The organism is Halobellus marinus (assembly GCF_032113415.1).
Lineage (GTDB): Archaea > Halobacteriota > Halobacteria > Halobacteriales > Haloferacaceae > Haloquadratum > Haloquadratum marinus.
The window spans coordinates 2387556-2403331 of the sequence record NZ_CP134946.1 but is presented as its reverse complement, the minus strand read 5'-3'; the positions used below and the strand labels follow the sequence as shown (position 1 = coordinate 2403331).

At 60.5% G+C, this 15776-nt stretch carries 13 protein-coding genes; 8 read left to right on the top strand and 5 right to left on the bottom strand.

Annotation, left to right across the window (positions count from 1 at the left end; genetic code table 11):
* Window positions 1-34: 34 nt before the first annotated feature.
* Window positions 35-877: an IclR family transcriptional regulator gene (locus RJT37_RS11980; RefSeq protein WP_313684732.1), complete on the top strand. Its 843-nt coding sequence runs from the start codon at window positions 35-37 to the stop codon at window positions 875-877.
* 31 nt (window positions 878-908) lie between these two features.
* Here the strand turns inward: RJT37_RS11980 and RJT37_RS11975 are convergent, their stop codons facing one another.
* A complete protein-coding gene (locus RJT37_RS11975) occupies window positions 909-1601 on the bottom strand; it encodes an HAD family hydrolase (RefSeq protein ID WP_313684730.1) in 693 nt (230 codons plus the stop codon).
* 130 nt (window positions 1602-1731) lie between these two features.
* Between RJT37_RS11975 and RJT37_RS11970 the strand changes: the two genes are divergently transcribed.
* On the top strand, window positions 1732-2934 hold the full coding sequence (locus tag RJT37_RS11970) for an MFS transporter (RefSeq protein ID WP_313684728.1): 1203 nt from the start codon (window positions 1732-1734) through the stop codon (window positions 2932-2934).
* Window positions 2935-3036: 102 nt separating this feature from the next.
* Window positions 3037-4197 carry an ABC transporter ATP-binding protein gene (locus RJT37_RS11965; protein ID WP_313684726.1) on the top strand — a complete coding sequence of 387 codons (1161 nt, stop codon included), beginning with the start codon at window positions 3037-3039 and terminating at the stop codon, window positions 4195-4197.
* Window positions 4198-4225: 28 nt separating this feature from the next.
* Here the strand turns inward: RJT37_RS11965 and RJT37_RS11960 are convergent, their stop codons facing one another.
* Entirely contained in the window at window positions 4226-5026 is an 801-nt protein-coding gene (locus tag RJT37_RS11960) for a sugar phosphate isomerase/epimerase family protein (protein ID WP_313684725.1), read from the bottom strand.
* Window positions 5027-5148: 122 nt separating this feature from the next.
* On the opposite strand from RJT37_RS11960, the gene RJT37_RS11955 reads away from it, so the two are divergent.
* The 3 genes from RJT37_RS11955 to RJT37_RS11945 are packed head-to-tail and all read left to right on the top strand — an operon-like array spanning window position 5149 to window position 8380.
* Window positions 5149-6576 (top strand): ABC transporter substrate-binding protein, encoded by a 1428-nt coding sequence (locus RJT37_RS11955; protein ID WP_313684723.1) that lies wholly within the window; start codon window positions 5149-5151, stop codon window positions 6574-6576.
* A 36-nt stretch (window positions 6577-6612) separates the two neighbouring features.
* The gene (locus tag RJT37_RS11950; protein ID WP_313684721.1) at window positions 6613-7500 is read left to right on the top strand and encodes a carbohydrate ABC transporter permease; all 888 of its coding nucleotides are present in this window, start codon (window positions 6613-6615) and stop codon (window positions 7498-7500) included.
* Between the two features lies 1 nt (window position 7501).
* Window positions 7502-8380, top strand: a complete 879-nt coding sequence (locus RJT37_RS11945; protein WP_313684719.1) for a carbohydrate ABC transporter permease — start codon at window positions 7502-7504, stop codon at window positions 8378-8380.
* Between the two features lie 591 nt (window positions 8381-8971).
* On the opposite strand, the gene RJT37_RS11940 is transcribed toward RJT37_RS11945, so the two are convergent.
* On the bottom strand, window positions 8972-10486 hold the full coding sequence (locus tag RJT37_RS11940) for an aldehyde dehydrogenase family protein (protein WP_313684717.1): 1515 nt from the start codon (window positions 10484-10486) through the stop codon (window positions 8972-8974).
* 196 nt (window positions 10487-10682) lie between these two features.
* Between RJT37_RS11940 and RJT37_RS11935 the strand changes: the two genes are divergently transcribed.
* Both RJT37_RS11935 and RJT37_RS11930 read left to right on the top strand, forming a co-directional pair.
* On the top strand, window positions 10683-11882 hold the full coding sequence (locus tag RJT37_RS11935; protein ID WP_313684716.1) for an iron-containing alcohol dehydrogenase: 1200 nt from the start codon (window positions 10683-10685) through the stop codon (window positions 11880-11882).
* 236 nt (window positions 11883-12118) lie between these two features.
* The gene (locus tag RJT37_RS11930; RefSeq protein ID WP_313684715.1) at window positions 12119-13705 is read left to right on the top strand and encodes an APC family permease; all 1587 of its coding nucleotides are present in this window, start codon (window positions 12119-12121) and stop codon (window positions 13703-13705) included.
* A 206-nt stretch (window positions 13706-13911) separates the two neighbouring features.
* Here RJT37_RS11930 and RJT37_RS11925 read toward each other — a convergent pair whose 3' ends face one another.
* Together RJT37_RS11925 and RJT37_RS11920 are read right to left on the bottom strand one after the other, a co-directional pair.
* Window positions 13912-14664, bottom strand: coding sequence for a hypothetical protein (locus RJT37_RS11925; protein ID WP_313684714.1), 753 nt, complete (start codon window positions 14662-14664; stop codon window positions 13912-13914).
* 48 nt (window positions 14665-14712) lie between these two features.
* Window positions 14713-15735 (bottom strand): metallophosphoesterase family protein, encoded by a 1023-nt coding sequence (locus RJT37_RS11920; protein ID WP_313684713.1) that lies wholly within the window; start codon window positions 15733-15735, stop codon window positions 14713-14715.
* Window positions 15736-15776 lie beyond the last annotated feature (41 nt).

Here is a 15776-nt window from a genome sequence, read left to right as displayed (position 1 = left end):
TATTTTTAAAAGGGTCAAGCACGTACCGCTGCGTATGACAGACGGCCCCTCGGGCGCCTCGGTAAAGACTACCCGTACCTCGCTCGACATCCTCCAGATCATCCGTCGAGAGAAGGGCGCCGATCTGAACGGAATCGCCGACGAACTGAACAAAGCGACGAGTACGGTACATCGGCACCTGAGGACACTCCAGAGGGCCGGTTTCGTAACCCGATATGGGGAAACGTTTCATCTGGGACTGAAGTTCCTCGATTTCGGGGAGTACGTCAGGAGCCAGTGGCCGTTGCAGGCGATCGAAGACGCCGTCTCGCAACTCAACGACGAGACCGGCGAAGAAGTGGACTTCCTGACGGAAGATCGTGGCCGGGTGATCACGATCGGCAAATCGTACCGAAAGTACCACAGGATGGTCAGATACTCCGATAGCGGAGACGGTGGTGATCCGAAACGACGTCGGTCTCAGGTTGGTAACTACTACCATATGCACGTGACCGGCGCCGGCAAAGCGATCCTCGCGGAGTACCCCGATCGGAAAGTCGAACGGATCATCGACCAGTGGGGGTTACCTGCACGAACTGAAAACACGCTTACTTCTGAGACGGAGTTCTTCGCAGAACTGGAACAGATCCGGGAACGAGGGTACGCGATCAGCGACGGAGAGTACGCCGAGGGTCTCAGAAGCGTCGCGAAAGTCGTCGAAAATCCGAACGGTGGCGTGTTCGGAGCGTTGAACGTGGCCGGGCCGACCTATCGGATGAACGGAGTCGTGCTGGAGCGAGAGATCCCGAACGCGCTCGAAGAGGCTAGTGAGGCGCTCGAAGAGGCGATCGTCGATCGATCGAGCGTCGTCGAGAGACAACCGCTCGGTTCGACGTGAGATGCAGAAGGCGTCGCTCGCCCCTCGGATTTCAGGAAACGATCTCCAGGAGGCCTTCGAGCCCGTCGATCTCGTACTTCGGTGATTCCGTGAGCTGGTAGGACGCCCGATGGTCCCGGTGGAGGAACGCGGAGTCGATCCCGAGACGGTCGGCCGTCTGGATGTCGACGATGCTGTCGCCCACGAAAAGCACCTGATCGCCGCCGAACTCCGTTAAGATCTTTTCGGCGTAGTAGGTGTTCGGCTTCCGTCGATCGAGCCCGGCAAGCGTCGGTTCCCGCCCGTAGATCGCATCGAAGTGTGGAGCGAGGTCGAACGCCTCGAGGGAGTTCGTGACCGTCCCTGCCTGATTGTTGCTGACGACTGCGAGCGTCAGGTCCTTCGCTGGCGCATCCAAGATGTTGACGACGCCGATATCGGGATACGTGCACTTTCGGCCCCGCTCGACTTCCTCGGCCTGTGCCTCCACAGCGAGTTGCTCCCGCCGACGCCAGAACTGTTCGGGTTCGATTCCGAACTCCTCGCAGACGCGACGGACGTTCGCCGCCGAGAGTTTGTCACGTTCGTCACCGGTAATTTCGACCAGGTACTCGACCGTCTCGGCGTCGACGTCCACCACGCCGAATTCGAGAAACGCTTTGCGGACGGCAGTTCGGTGGACGGCCGGGTCTGTCGGCTCGACGAGCACCCCGTCGCTGTCGAAGATGATCGTATCGTAGTTCATATCGAATCCTCTCGTCCGCTCCGGATGTCCGTATCTATGCGCTTCCAATGGAGACATAAGAAATTTTCTCTGAGGCGCTCCCCCGGCGGAACAATTAGGTACCCTGCCCAGAGGAGTTGTGGATAGACGGATGCGTTCGTTCCACCGGCAGCGCCACGGTTTACTGGCAGTCTACACGCTTTCGTACTTTGCGACACGGATCGAACCGCTGGCAGTCGCGCCGTTGGTTCCGGAAATAACGACGTCACTCGAAACGACCTCTGGCGCGGTCGGTACCGCAATGACAGGCCTCTGGGCGGCGTACGCGATCGCACAACTGCCGAGCGGGATCCTGGCGGATCGGTACGGACGGCGTCGACTGATACTTTTTGTGCTGGTGTGCGGGGCTCTCGGGAGCGTGTTGCTCGCAGCCGCGCCGTCGATCCTGATTTTCGCGGTCGTGGTCGTGTTGCTGGGTGGCAGTCTCGGCCTCTACTACAACGTGGGCGTTCTGTCGCTCGACGATCAGTTTGAGGGAACCGGCTGGGCGCTTGGTATCCATCGCATCGGATCACAGGCCGCGGGGCTTGTCGTCCCAATCGTTGCAGCCACGATCGGCGCCTGGTACTCGTGGCGGATCGGACTCCTGCTCGGAGCGGCCGTCGCGCTGCCGGTGGCTGGATTGGCAGCCGTTTTTATGGAACCGACACGGCCGACTGAGCCGACGGCTCCGGCCACAGGTTTGCTTGATCAGCTCCGTTCCGGGGTGGGCTATCTGCGAAGGATCGGCTCAATAACGACTGTCGCGGGCATCGGCGAGTTCGTCGCGTTGGCGAACATTACGTTTCTGCCGACGTTTCTCATTCGCCATCACGGCTTCGACTCCGTGCTGGCGGGCGCTGTGTTTTCGCTATACTTTCTGATCGTCAGCGCGACGCATCCGATCGCTGGCTGGTGTAGCGACCGCTTTCGGCCGATTGTGGTCGTCGGTGCAGCGCTCGCAATCGGTGTCATCAGTCACAGCTTCCTCGTCGTCGCACCGACGCGTCCCGCGGTGATCGTCGGTGCGGGGACTGCGGCTCTGACGATGGGATTCAACGTTCCGTTGCAGTCGAAACTGCTCGCGGCGAGTGACCAAGGCGACCGTGCGGAGTCATTCGGCGTGTTCCGAACCGCATACATCCTGCTTGGCTCTCTCGGCGGAACGGTGACGGGAACAATCGCAGACACGGCTGGATGGGGTCTCGCATATGCGTTCGTGTCTGCAATCCTGCTGGTGGGCCTCGCTCTCCTCTTGGTATCTCGGGACTCGTCAAGACTGGGAGGTCACGATGCGATTGACAGCTCATTCTGAACTGAAGCGGCGCTAACAACGGGGTATAGACTCTCAGAACTGCCATCTCTCGGTGCCGGCACAAATATTAAGTACGGTGCAGGCGGAGATTTCGAAGAACATATGGATCCATCGTCGGAGACCAGCGTCTCGCTGCAGGACCTCACGAAGGATTACGGGTCACTCATCGCGGTCAAAGGAATCGACCTCGAGGTCGAACCAGGGGAGTTCATCGTGATCGTCGGGCCGAGCGGCTGCGGCAAGAGCACGACCTTGCGGATGATTGCTGGGCTCGAAGACATCACGTCGGGGGAACTGTACTTCGACGACCAGTTGATGAACGGCACGCCACCGAAAGACAGGAACGTCGCGATGGTGTTCCAGAACTACGCACTGTACCCGCATATGAGCGCCCGGCGAAATATGACGTTCGGGATGAACTCGGGCTCCGAGACGTATTCCAGCGACGAGATCGACGAACGGGTCCGGGAAGCCGCCGACACACTCGGCATCGCGGACCTCCTTGACCGCAAGCCCAAGCAGCTTTCCGGCGGCGAGCGCCAGCGCGTCGCGCTCGGACGGGCCCTCGTCAGAGATCCCGACGTACTCCTGCTCGACGAACCCCTCTCGAACCTCGATGCGAAACTCCGGATCGAGATGCGGACCGAACTCGACGAACTCCACCAGGAACTCGGGACCACGACCGTGTACGTGACACACGATCAGACGGAGGCGATGACGCTCGGCGACAAGGTGGTCGTGATGAACGAAGGGCAGATCCAACAGGTCGACCCGCCGCAGACACTCTATGACTTCCCGGACAACGAGTTCGTCGCGGAGTTCATCGGCTCGCCGCCGATCAACCTGATCCCGGCGGAGTTCCGACAGGAGGGCGGCGAGTTTTCCATCGAGGCCCAACACGCCCGTGAGGACTTCGAGATCACGCTCCCCGCGAACGACGATCTCCGGCGGGCCGACCTCGGTGAAGTCACGTTCGGCATCAGACCCGAGGACATCCATCTCGCGTCCACCTCCGACTTCGAACAGGAGACCCCGCTGTCGCTTACCGTCGACGTGATCGAACCGCTCGGTGACAGTTCGCTCGTGTACGGGATGATCGGCGAGCAGGAGGTCCGGATTCAACTCGATGCGCACGCCGACGTGTCCCGCGGCGACACGGTGTCGCTGGTCTGTAACCCCGAGCGACTCCATCTCTTCGACGCCGAGACCGGTGACGTACTGTATCACTCGGCTCACGCAATCGAGCGAGAAGTTACCGCCTGAGGGGCTTGCGTCTCTCCCGGGCGACGATTCAGGCGAGGATCCGTTTCAGCCGTCGTTTACTCATCTCGAGATACTCGAAGTCCGCAGTGTCCAGTTCGATAGAGAGCGTGCCGTCCCAGATTCCCTCCCGAACGGGCTGGAGCGCCGTCGCAAAGTCGAGGCCTCCGTACCCCAGCGGCAGATGTTCGTCTTTCTCCTGATACCCGGTGTCCGGGTGCCGCGTGTCGTTGAGATGGAGATGTGAGACCCGCTCGCTGTGTTCGGTGAGGAACGAGGCCATCTCCGATTCCGTCATTCCCGAGATCGCCGCGTGACCGGTATCGAACGTCATCGAGGTATCCGTTTCCGAAAGGATCACATCGAAGCCGTGGACGTCGAGTGAGCCGACGTCGTCGTAATGGTTCTCCAGGCAGATCTCGAATTCGTGTTCTGCGGCGAACTCATCCAGTTCGCGAACTGAGGGGACGAGCATCGAGTTCAGTTCGTCACGGTCCCAGAGGCGCCGCCAGGCGTACGAGTCGGGGTGGAGAACCCCCTTCTCGGCGCCCAGTGTAGCTGCGACCTCGATACACCGCTTCAGCTCCTCGACAGCGCCCGTCCGCTGGTGGCGGTGCGGCGAGCCGATGAGCATCGGATACGGGAGGTGGACGAGAAGATCGACATCGTGGGTCGCGAGCGCGTCGGTCACGACGTCGCTATCACGTTCGAGTTGATCACGGTGGGCGTCGCCGTCCATCATAAGTTCGACGTAATCGAAGCCGAGTTCGTCTGCGTGGGCGATCGATTCCGAGTACGCTTCCCGATCGAAACTGACGAATCCTGTACGCATCAGTCACGTCAAAAGCCTGTTTCAAAGTAGCTTTTTCCCCGCCGATGGCTGATTCATTCGAATAGTGTCAGTCTCGTTAAGAAATATTAATACTAATCGGTTCAAAACAGTGCGATGCAACTATGTCACGTAGCCATTCCGACAAAAGCGGAGGCCGTTACTCCCGGCGTCGATTCCTCGTGGCCGGCGGCACCACGGCGGCGATGGGGTTAGCCGGTTGTACGGGAGACGGTGGTTCCGAGGACACCGAAACCGAAGGCGATGGTGGGTCCACAGCGACGGAGACGGACTCGGAAGGGACCACCGTCGGCGACGCTGGCGAGGAGCAGGTAACGGTGAGCTTCTGGCCTGCGTGGGGTGGGTACTACGAGGAGACGTTCACCCAGATGGTGGCGAATTTCGAGGAGGAACACCCGAACATCACCATCGATATGTCCGCCCAGGGCAGTTACGCGGAGTCGCGCTCGGCGCTTTTCAACGCGGCCAACGCGGGCAATCCCCCGGACGTCGGCCATCTCGACAAGGGTGACGCGATCATCGCCAAGGACAGCGGCTTCTTCACCCCGGTCGAGGAGATCTGGCCGGATATGAACCCGGACGACTACATCGGGCCGGCCATCGGGACAAGCGTCATCGAGGGGACCACGTGGTCGATCCCGTTCAACAACTCCCAGATCATCATGTACTACAACAAAGATCACTTCGAGGAGGCGGGACTCGACCCGGAATCCCCGCCTGACAACTGGGAGGAACTGGCGAGCGCCGCCAATACAATCGTCGACGAGGGCGTCGCCGACTACGGCGTCAGTTGGCCGAACCACAACTGGTGGATCAACAGCTGGATGGCCGAACGGGAGCAGTTCGTCTGCGATCAGAAGAACGGGCGCGCGGGCGAACCGACCGAAGTGTACTACAACACCGAGGACGCACAGGCAGTGTTCGACTTCTGGATCAACGACATCGGGGACGCCTACCACAACCCCGGCATCAAGAACTGGGGCGCCTCCGAGCAGGCGTTCCAGAACGGCGTCGCGTCGATGCATATGAACTCCTCGGGCTCGCTGGCCTACAGCCTCTCGGGCTTCGAGGAGAACGACATCAACGTCGGCGTGGCCGCGCTGCCGGTGCCGGGCGACCGGATCGGCCACAGTATGGGCGGTGCGGCGGTCTGGGTCTCCGACAAGGATCGCAGCGACGCCGAGCGCGAGGCGATCGCGACGTTCCTGGAGAATATGACCGGCGCCGAGCAGCAGGCGTACTACTCGAAACAGACCGGCTACTTCCCGTCGCACAAGGAGTCGTTCACCGTCCTCGAAGACCAGGGCTTCTACGAGGACAACCCGGACACCTACAAGGTCTCCTACGAGCAGTACAAGGCCTGGGAGAAACACGAGATGAACCAGGGCATCCTGATGGGTCCTGCGTCGGATATCTACCAGGAAGTCGAGAGCCAGTCGGACGAGATGCTCCAGGGCAAGGCGATCAACGAGGCGGCACAGGCCATCAAGGACTTCGGCGACCGCCAGCTCGAACGGTACGAGCGGGTCTGAGAGCGCGACTGAACCTATTTGTCACGTCACCGATTTATGAGCGAAATATATCAATCCAGATGGAAGGCGCTCCTGCTTCTGCTCCCGACGCTGGCCGCGAGTGTCGCATTTCTCTACTACCCCGCGATCGAGACGTTCCGACTCAGTCTGTACAAGACCGTCGCAGCGGGCGCACGCCAACAGTACGTCGGACTCGCGAACTTCGAGTGGCTGCTGACGAGCGGCCGATACCAGTACAGTTTCCTGATCACGCTGGCGTTCGCGGTTGTCGTCGTCATCGGAGCGCTGGCGATTGCGCTGCTCCTCGGGTATCTCGTCTATCAGATCGAGTTCGCCAAGTCGTTTTACCTGGTGTCGGCGATCCTGTCGTATTCCTTTTCCTTTGCGATCGTCGCGACGATAATGCTGTTTCTGCTGCACCCGACTGTCGGGATCTTCACGTTCGCGCTCGAGGCCGCGACCGGCATCGAGTTCAACTGGCTCTCGAACGATCTCCAGGCGTTAGCTGTCGTCTCGGGGACGACCATCCTGAAGATGATCGGGTACAACGTCATCTTCATCGTCGGCGCCTTCAGCAGTATCCCGAAGACGATCGACGAGACCGCAAAGCTCGATGGCGTCGGTCACCTGAAGCTGCTAAGTCGGGTGTACGTCCCGCTCATCTCGCCGACAATCGGGTTCCTGATCATTATGAACACCGTCTACGCGTTCTTCCTCCCGTTTCCGGTCATCGACATTATGACCAGCGGCGGTCCGGGGAACACGACGACGGTACTGATCTACGAACTGTACCAGACTGCGTTCAGCTCCAGCCAGATGGGACTCGCCGCGGCACAGTCGCTCATCCTGTTCGCCCTCGTCGGGGGGCTGATGATCGTCCAGCTACTTATGTCAGATCGGTACGCACACTACGGAGGCGGGTGAGATGAGCGTCGTCGACATCCCCGACATCGAGACGGTATCGAACAACGCCGACGTGTACAAACGTCGGATCAGACGCCAGTGGCAACTACACGGTGCACTGCTGATATCGCTGGCAATCCTGCTCCTGCCGGTGGTGCTCGTTGCGCTGATGAGCACGCAGACGAAGGCCGAGATCCTGAATTTCACTTTCCTCGGAATCGGAAGTGACGGGCTCAGCAACTACACGACTGTCTTACAGGAACACGGTTTCCTCACCTACCTGAAAAACAGCCTCGTGATGGCCACGCTCATCTCCGTCGGCAAGGTCGGCATTTCGCTTCTGGCAGCGCTGGCCATCGTGTTCTTCGACTTCCGGTTCAAGCGGGCCATCTTCATCTTCATTCTCCTCACGCTGACGCTGCCGGTCCCGATCCGGATCGTCCCGCTGTTCGAGCTTATGGTCAAGCTCAACTGGAACGACACGATGCTGGCGCTGGTGATGCCGTACTTCGCCAGTGCGACGTCGGTGTTGCTGCTTCGTCAGCACTTCGAGTCCATCTCGGAGTCGATCGTCGAAACAGCGAAACTCGACGGGATCGGCCCGATCAAGTTCCTGGTGTACGTGTTGATTCCGATGTCGAAGAGTATGCTCATCGGCCTGTACGTCATCGCGTTCATCTGGAGTTGGAACCAGTACCTCTGGCCGCTGGTCGCGATCCAATCGGAGAGCAACCAGGTCGTCCAGGTCGGTCTGAAACAGCTCCAGGGTGCGCAGGCGGCCGGCGAGACGCTGTGGGGCCTGATTATGGCGGGGACGATCCTCGCGCTGCTCCCGCCGCTCGTCATCCTGATCCTCGCCAACAAGCCGCTGCTCGAGACGTTCAACGTGCAGACGAAGTAGCCCGTTTTCGTTCCGTTTTTTCGACGCGTTTCCAGCCGTTTCACGAAACCTCACGGCTGGCAGTAGTCGGGGGTCGCAGTCACGTTCACCGGTCCACAAATTGTACAATTCCAATGTCATCATCGAAGCCGGTTCGCTGATCGTAGTCCTGAATCGAACTATTATATACTATCACCGGGACACCACCACAGAGACAGTTTGGTTCGTCTCCGCTGTCGCTGTGAATCGTGCAGTCCCCGAGAGATAACATAGGTACATCCGTTATGCGTCCGCTGACCGCCCGGTTGCTCCGGTTAGAATTTCGCTGAGTCGAACTACAACTGCATTCCGGACCGCCGCTGGTGCACCCCTCACGCTGTGTGTTACCACAGATTCGGCGGGCGACTCTCGGTGTTTTTTGCTGCTTCAGGGTCGATGTCGTTCCGGCGACGAGCGACTCCCGAGTCCACTCGTTTCGTTTAACGAAACCACGGCGAGTGCCGAAGCGAAGGCACGACCCGGAGAGAACTCATAATGGTTACTCTCACTTTTTACCGCCGAGCATAACCCCCGTTGACGGCGCTCGGCGGGAAGAGACGAGAGTAATCATTATCACAGTTCGGGGTCGTCGAGGTTGACGTAGACGCTCTTCTGACGCTGGTAGTGTTCGAGTGCTTCCAGGCCCAGATCTTTGCCGAATCCGGACTGTTTGAACCCACCGTATGGGGCGTCAGGAAGAATCGGGCCGTACTCGTTGACGTACACCAGCCCTGCATCCAGGTCGTCTGCGGTCTGGTGGACGAGTGTGGTGCGCTCTGTTCCGATTCCGGAGGCGAGGCCGTACTGTGTCTCGTTTGCGAGTTCGATCGCCTCGTCGTAATCCTCGAACGTCATAATCGTCTGGACCGGGCCGAAGATCTCCTCGCTACCGATCGTCATCTCGTTTGTCACCCCGCCGAAGACGGTCGGTTCGACGTACCACCCGTCTGATAGTTCGGGGTCGTCGGGGGTGCCGCCGCCACTGAGCAACTCCGCTTCCGATTTGCCGGTCTCGATGTACTCTGTGACTGTCTCGAATTGGCTCTGCGACGTCAACGGACCCATCGTCGTCTCCTCGGAGAGCGGGTCTCCGAGTACGTAGGATTCGGCGGCTTCGACGAACCGCTCGGTGAACTCCTCGGCGATCGATTCATGCACGAGGGCCCGGGAGAAGGCGTCACAGATCTCGCCAGTGCTGTAGAAGATCCCGTCGGCGACCGCCTGCACGACTTTCTCCAGATCCGCATCCGGGAAGACGATGAACGGGGATTTGCCGCCGAGTTCGAGCGTGACCGGAGCGACCCGTTCCGCGGCGGCCCGCATCACCCCGCTTCCGACGTCGGTGCTGCCGGTGAACGAAACCTTTCGAACGTCGTCGTGTTCGGCGATCGCCTGCCCGACCTCGGATCCCGATCCCGGAACGATGTTGAGGACGCCGTCGGGGAAGATTCCCTCCGAGAGCTGTGCCGCCCGGATCGTCGAGAGTGGGGTGTCGCTCGCAGGCTTCAACACACATGCGTTACCGGCGGCGAGTGCGGGCCCCAGCTTCCAGGCGGCCGCCCAAAGCGGGTAGTTCCACGGGACGATCTGCCCGACGACGCCGTACGGCTCCTGGGTCGTGTAGAGATGGAGGTCGTCGCCGGCCGGAACCTCGCTTCCGCGCTGTGCCCGGCAGACAGATGCGTAGAATTCGATGGTATCGATCGCCCCTTCGACTTCGCCGCGCGCCTGCGTAATCGGTTTGCCGCAATCCAGACATTCCAGGAGAGTCAGTTCCTCGACGTGATCCGACAGGACATCGGCCCACTCGAACAGGCGAGCAGACCGGTCGCGGGCGCTCGCCTCCTCCCAGCGATTCTCGAAGGCGTCCCAGGCGCCCTCGACCGCCTCGTCGACCGCCGCGGTACTGGAGTGGGGGATCTCGACGATCGCCTCGTCGATCACCGGATCACGGACAGCCTGCTCTGTTCCGCCCGGCTGATGCTCTCCGCCGATCCACGGACCGAAATCGAACTCGGCTCTCACTTCCTGGTGCTTCGATCGATGTCTATCGGTGACGGTACCGCCCTCTGGTGAGGAACTCGCCATACGGGCACTCTCGTTTCGGAACTCAAAAATCTTTACGCGACGCTCGGATCCGTCGGACAAGAATAAGCAATATTCACGCTAACAAACACCTTTTATACTAGTGTTGTTCGAGTCTACCACGGATGCGACGAAACAGCTACGCCCGATCAGACAGTAATCCGAACCGAAACTGGATCCCCGCCGGCCGGGTACAACGATGAGTCTCGGCGAGTACACGCTCTCGTTTCCGATCTGGGTCGAGTTCGGGAATGGGAAAAGCAAACGGGCGGGCGAAGTGATCGACGCGAAAGGGTGGAACAGTGCCCTGCTAGTCACCGATCAGGGAATTCGGGCCGCCGGAATCCTCGATGGGGTTGAGGCCTCACTGGAAGCCGAGGGCATCGAATACGACGTCTACGACGGGGTCGAACCGAATCCGACCGCCGAGATGGTACACGATACACTCGATGTCCTGTCGGGTGGCGGATACGACGTCGTCGTCGCGGTCGGCGGCGGCAGCGTCATCGACACGGCGAAGTGTGCGACGCTGATGAAGACCAACTCCGGGAGTCTCGCCGACTACGAGGTCAATACACCGGAAGATGTGACCGCTGGGACGGTCGAGAACCACACCCACCCACTGATCACGATCCCGACGACCGCCGGCACCGGAAGTGAGGTCGACTACTGGGCCGTGATCACGGCACAGGAGCGGGAGTTCAAGATGGCGATCGGCCAACCGCCGCTGTACCCCGACGGGCCGTATCTTGGCGCGGACGTCTCGCTCGTCGATCCCGAACTGACGGCGTCGCTGCCGCCACGACAGACCGCTGCGACGGGATTCGATGCGTTCTCACACGCGCTGGAGAACCACGTCGCCGCGGGCGCGCCCGAACTCGTAAAGCCCTACACGAAACACGTGATGGGGCTCGTGCCGGAATACCTGGGTGACGCCTACGAGACGGGGAATATGGAAGCACGCGAACAGATGCTGTTCGGGTCGCATATGGCCGGCTTCTGTGAGAACTTCGCCGGCTTCGGCGCGATCCACTCGCTTGCGGAGGTCACCGGCGGGATGTATCCGGAGATCCCCCACGGGGAGGCGATCGCCGTATTCACGCCTCCAGTGATGCGGTACAACCTGGAGGAGTATCCCGGCCGGTACGCCGAGGTCGCTGATGCGATGGGTAGCGACGTCTCTGGACTCTCGGACGTCGAAGCCGCTCACGAAGCCGTCGACGCCGTCGAGGCTCTGATCGACGAAGTGGATCTCCCGTCGAGTCTCAGCGAACTGGACGTCGCGGAGGACGATCTCGAAACGATCGCGGAGAAATCACTCGACACCATCGAAATCCACGATAACCCCCGCGACGCCGACGCGGCTGATCTGCTCGAAGTCGCCCGCGACGCATACTGATACTGATTACTCTCGTCTCTTCCCGCAGAGCTCCGCCATCCGGGGTGGCGCTCGGCGGGACGCAGTTTCCCTCTTCTCATACCGTTCGCCGACGAGAATCCCGGCTCCCCCACCTTCAAACCTCTTTCCCTCCGCTACTGCACGCTCCTACCCCACGTGTATAGCTGAAGTGTTTTATACGCGTGACCGATACTATTAAATGTTATCGCGAAATGGTCTCATCTTAGAGGTGTAGTATGTCAGGTGATGACACCCTCTTCGTCAGAGAAGCGACGGGACTGGTACGGGACTGGTCATCGTACGATGCAGGAATCTACGCATTCCTGTCAGTAAACATCGTCACGTTGGGCTTCTACATATGGACGTTCAACGCGTTCATCCCGCAGGGAAGCCCGATACTGGCGACCCTCATCGCGGTCGTCGCGATCACGTTGCAGAACGCAGTTTACGCGACGCTCGTGGCCTCGATGCCGCGGGTCGGTGGCGACTACGTGTGGCAGAGTCGTCTGTTGAGTGGGTTCTGGGGCTTCTTCCTCTCGTGGCCCGGCTGGGTGTTCATTCTCTGGCTCTGGGTCCCGATCTACGGATCGATCCTCTCGTGGCTCGTGTTAGGGCCGGTGTCGGCGCTTTTCGGATTCGTCGAACTGGCCAACTTCTGGAACTCGAGCCAGGGACTTCTGGTCTCCTCTTTGATCGTCATCGCGTTCGTGTTCATCTACGTCAGCCTCGGAATGAAGTGGTACGCGCGGATCCAGCAAGCGCTGTTCTACGTCGGCGTCGTGGGACTGGTGATCTTCATCGGCGGGCTGCTCACAACGAACCCATCGCAGTTCCAGAGCGCCTTCAATTCCCAGATGAGCACGTGGGGGATGGACGCGACCTACAACGGGATCATCGAAGGCACGTCGGTGGACTTCGCTCCGATGTGGAACCTCAACTGGGGTGCGTCGTTCAAACTGGTTCCCATGCTTCTGTTCTGGATTATGTGGACCGTGTGGGGCTCGACGCTGTTCGGTGAAGTCCGCGAAGCCGGGGAGTTCAAGAAGATGTTCGGCGTCTTCGAGGGCGCGCTGATCGCGGCCGGTGGGCTTGCGATCCTTCTGTGGCCGCTGTTCGATTCCGCGGTCGGGTACACGTTCTACCAGGCGCTGAACTACAACTACTTCGTCGGCGCGGGCGCCCAGCAGTGGCTCTCCTCGCCGACGACCATCGCGGCCATCGCGATGGGGAACGGGATCCTCGCGAAGCTGATGGCGATCCTGATGGCGGGATGGTTCTTCGCGTGGTCCGGAACGGTGTTCCTCTCGTCGACCCGGGTCATCTTCGCGACGGCGTTCGACCGGACCATCCCCGAGGTGTTCGCGGAGGTCAAGGGCCGGTACAACACGCCGTTCTACGCCATCCTGCTGATGGCGATCCCGGCAGCGATCCTCACGGTGATCTACTTCTTCGCACCGGGCTTCCAGACGCTCACGCTGGCGGCGACGTTCGCGATTGCGGTCACGTTCTTCGGCTCCACGATCGCGTGTATGCTATTCCCGTGGCGGCGGCCGGAACTGTTCTCGAAGAACCCGGTCTCGAAGTACGAGATCGGCGGGATTCCCGTCATCTCGATCGTCGCCGGCGTGTTCGCCCTCTTCTTGCTCGTCGTCTTCTACTACTGGGCGACCGAGAGCGTCTACGGGCTCAACAACGTCCGGTCGATGGGTTTCCTCGGGATCCTCTATCTCCTGTCGGCCGGCATCTACCTCGTGATGAAGCGCCGCAGAGCAAGCCAGGGCGTCGATCTGGACAATCTCCACTCGGAGATCCCGAAGGACTGATGCTGATCACTCTCGTCGCTTCCCGCCGAGCGCCAGTCCGTTGACGGCGCTCGGCGGTGAAAAGTGAGGTAATCGGTATGACGCCGGGGCCGACACGTCGGTTGCAGTAACGCGGCGCGATTTTTTTCGGACGACGCGAGAGGACAGTCGCAAGTCGGCGGTCCGTCGATCCCGAGCGAGTGGATTCCGCGGGCGTCGGTCTGTCGCTAGCCGAGTTCGGGCTGCTTGTACCACTGCTTGTGTTCGCCGACGATAGAGCGGAGCTTCCACCGGAGGCTCTTCGGATGATCGTCGATCTCGTCGCGGAGGGCCTCCATCCGGGAGTCCAGTTCCGACTCGTCGACCGGGAGGTCGTTCGAATCGACGTACTCCTGTACCCGGTCGAGGCTGTACGTGACTGTCCGCCATAGCCCCCAGTCGCCACCTAAGAGGTCGGCGATGTACTCGCTGTTGATGATTTCGGTGTCGTCGGCGCCCGATTCGATCGGGTGATCCGTGAGCATCGCGATGATGTCCCGAACGTCGCGGTCGCTGACCTCGACGATCTGGAGTTTCGAGAGCAGGAGATCCTCGATGGGGACAGTCGGGTAATCCTCGTCGATCCGGTCGCGCAGGCTCCAGGTGTGACAGAAGTCGAAGCGGTCGATGATGTAGTCGGCCTTCCGCTCGTTGACCGGATCCGTGAACTCCAGGCGGAAGCGACGCATCGTGTTGAACCGCTCGCTCGGCTCGTAGCCAAGTTCTTCCATCATCTCGACTGTTTCATCCTCCTCCTCCCGTCTGATGACGAAGTCGACGTCCCGGTAGCCCCGTTTGAACGGCTCCTCCCTCGCGGTTTCCGCGTGCCGGTTGATGGCCGTCCCACCGATCATCCGGACCGTCAAATCCCGGTCGTCGGCCGTCTCAACGACTCGCTTCGCCTCCTTGACCGGATCGGATCTGGGCTCGGTCTGGCTCACACGAGTAGCACCTTGTTATCAAGAGTCACCTCGGGGTGGTATTTAATATTACCCCCTGACGAGTCCGACCACGTCGACCTCGGGTTCGAGATCGATGATCGCGCCCTGCAGCGACGCCTCGGAGTAGACGCTCCCCGGATTGATCGCGTCGGTCCTGCCGATCTTCGTGTGGCCACGCGACTCGTGGATGTGGCCGTGCAGCGACAGCGGCGGCTGGTACTCTTCGATAATGTCACGGATGACCTTGCTCCCGACCGGTTCGGTCGACTGGGCTCCGAACTTCGGCCGGAGGTCCTCGTCGAGTTCGGGCGCCTCGTCCAACTGGGAGTCGTACGGCGGCTCGTGGAAGTTGAAGATCGCCCGATCGAAGTCGTCGATGCCGCTGATGATGCCCTCGATGCGCTTCCGCAGGTCCTCCTCGGACTCCTCGCGGTCTGTATCCCACGGCGTCGGATGGGTCCATCCGGTACTGGCCATCTGGTACCCCGGACCGATCTCGACGACGTCGCCCTCGACGAGGTCTATCGTGTCGGAGGAATCCCACACCTCGTCGATCTCGAAGGGATCGTCGTTTCCGGGACAGGCGTACACCGGCGTGTCGTCGAGGTTCTCCTCGGCGAACGCGATCCACTCCTCGATCCGGTCGCACATCTCGGAGATGAAGATCTCGTCTTGGCGCTCCTGGGCGTCGTCGGCGTTCTGGAGCGCGTCGTACTCCGCTTCGTCCATCACGTAGGGGTAGTAGCCGGTGTCCTCCAGGGAATCGAGGAGGTCTTCGAGTTCCGATTCGTCGGTGATGGTGTGTTCGTCACCCTGCCGGGTGTACGTGTACTTGTCGCCCTCGTCGACGATGGGGAAGATCGCTTTCCCGGTAGTGTCGCCGCCGAGGATCAACACGTCGGCGTCGTAGAAGTCGGCGCTGTTGATGAACTTCCGCCAACACGCCGTCGATCCGTGAACGTCTGTGGCGAAGAAAATTCGGGTAGCGTCGGGATCTTTGTCCACTCCGGCTGTCTCCTGGGAGGTGGTCTCCTGGTTGAGTTTGTCTTTTAGATTGGAAAGCAGTCCCATAGGTGACCCTAACCTCTTTTTTGCAGTGTGAAAAGTTTTGG

Excerpts from the sequence above, each read along its gene's own strand:
- RJT37_RS11980 (WP_313684732.1), top strand. The coding sequence starts at position 35 with ATGACAGACGGCCCCTCGGGCGCCTCGGTAAAGACTACCCGTACCTCG.
- RJT37_RS11975 (WP_313684730.1), bottom strand. The coding sequence starts at position 1,601 with ATGAACTACGATACGATCATCTTCGACAGCGACGGGGTGCTCGTCGAG.
- RJT37_RS11970 (WP_313684728.1), top strand. The coding sequence starts at position 1,732 with ATGCGTTCGTTCCACCGGCAGCGCCACGGTTTACTGGCAGTCTACACG.
- RJT37_RS11965 (WP_313684726.1), top strand. The coding sequence starts at position 3,037 with ATGGATCCATCGTCGGAGACCAGCGTCTCGCTGCAGGACCTCACGAAG.
- RJT37_RS11960 (WP_313684725.1), bottom strand. The coding sequence starts at position 5,026 with ATGCGTACAGGATTCGTCAGTTTCGATCGGGAAGCGTACTCGGAATCG.
- RJT37_RS11955 (WP_313684723.1), top strand. The coding sequence starts at position 5,149 with ATGTCACGTAGCCATTCCGACAAAAGCGGAGGCCGTTACTCCCGGCGT.
- RJT37_RS11950 (WP_313684721.1), top strand. The coding sequence starts at position 6,613 with ATGAGCGAAATATATCAATCCAGATGGAAGGCGCTCCTGCTTCTGCTC.
- RJT37_RS11945 (WP_313684719.1), top strand. The coding sequence starts at position 7,502 with ATGAGCGTCGTCGACATCCCCGACATCGAGACGGTATCGAACAACGCC.
- RJT37_RS11940 (WP_313684717.1), bottom strand. The coding sequence starts at position 10,486 with ATGGCGAGTTCCTCACCAGAGGGCGGTACCGTCACCGATAGACATCGA.
- RJT37_RS11935 (WP_313684716.1), top strand. The coding sequence starts at position 10,683 with ATGAGTCTCGGCGAGTACACGCTCTCGTTTCCGATCTGGGTCGAGTTC.
- RJT37_RS11930 (WP_313684715.1), top strand. The coding sequence starts at position 12,119 with ATGTCAGGTGATGACACCCTCTTCGTCAGAGAAGCGACGGGACTGGTA.
- RJT37_RS11920 (WP_313684713.1), bottom strand. The coding sequence starts at position 15,735 with ATGGGACTGCTTTCCAATCTAAAAGACAAACTCAACCAGGAGACCACC.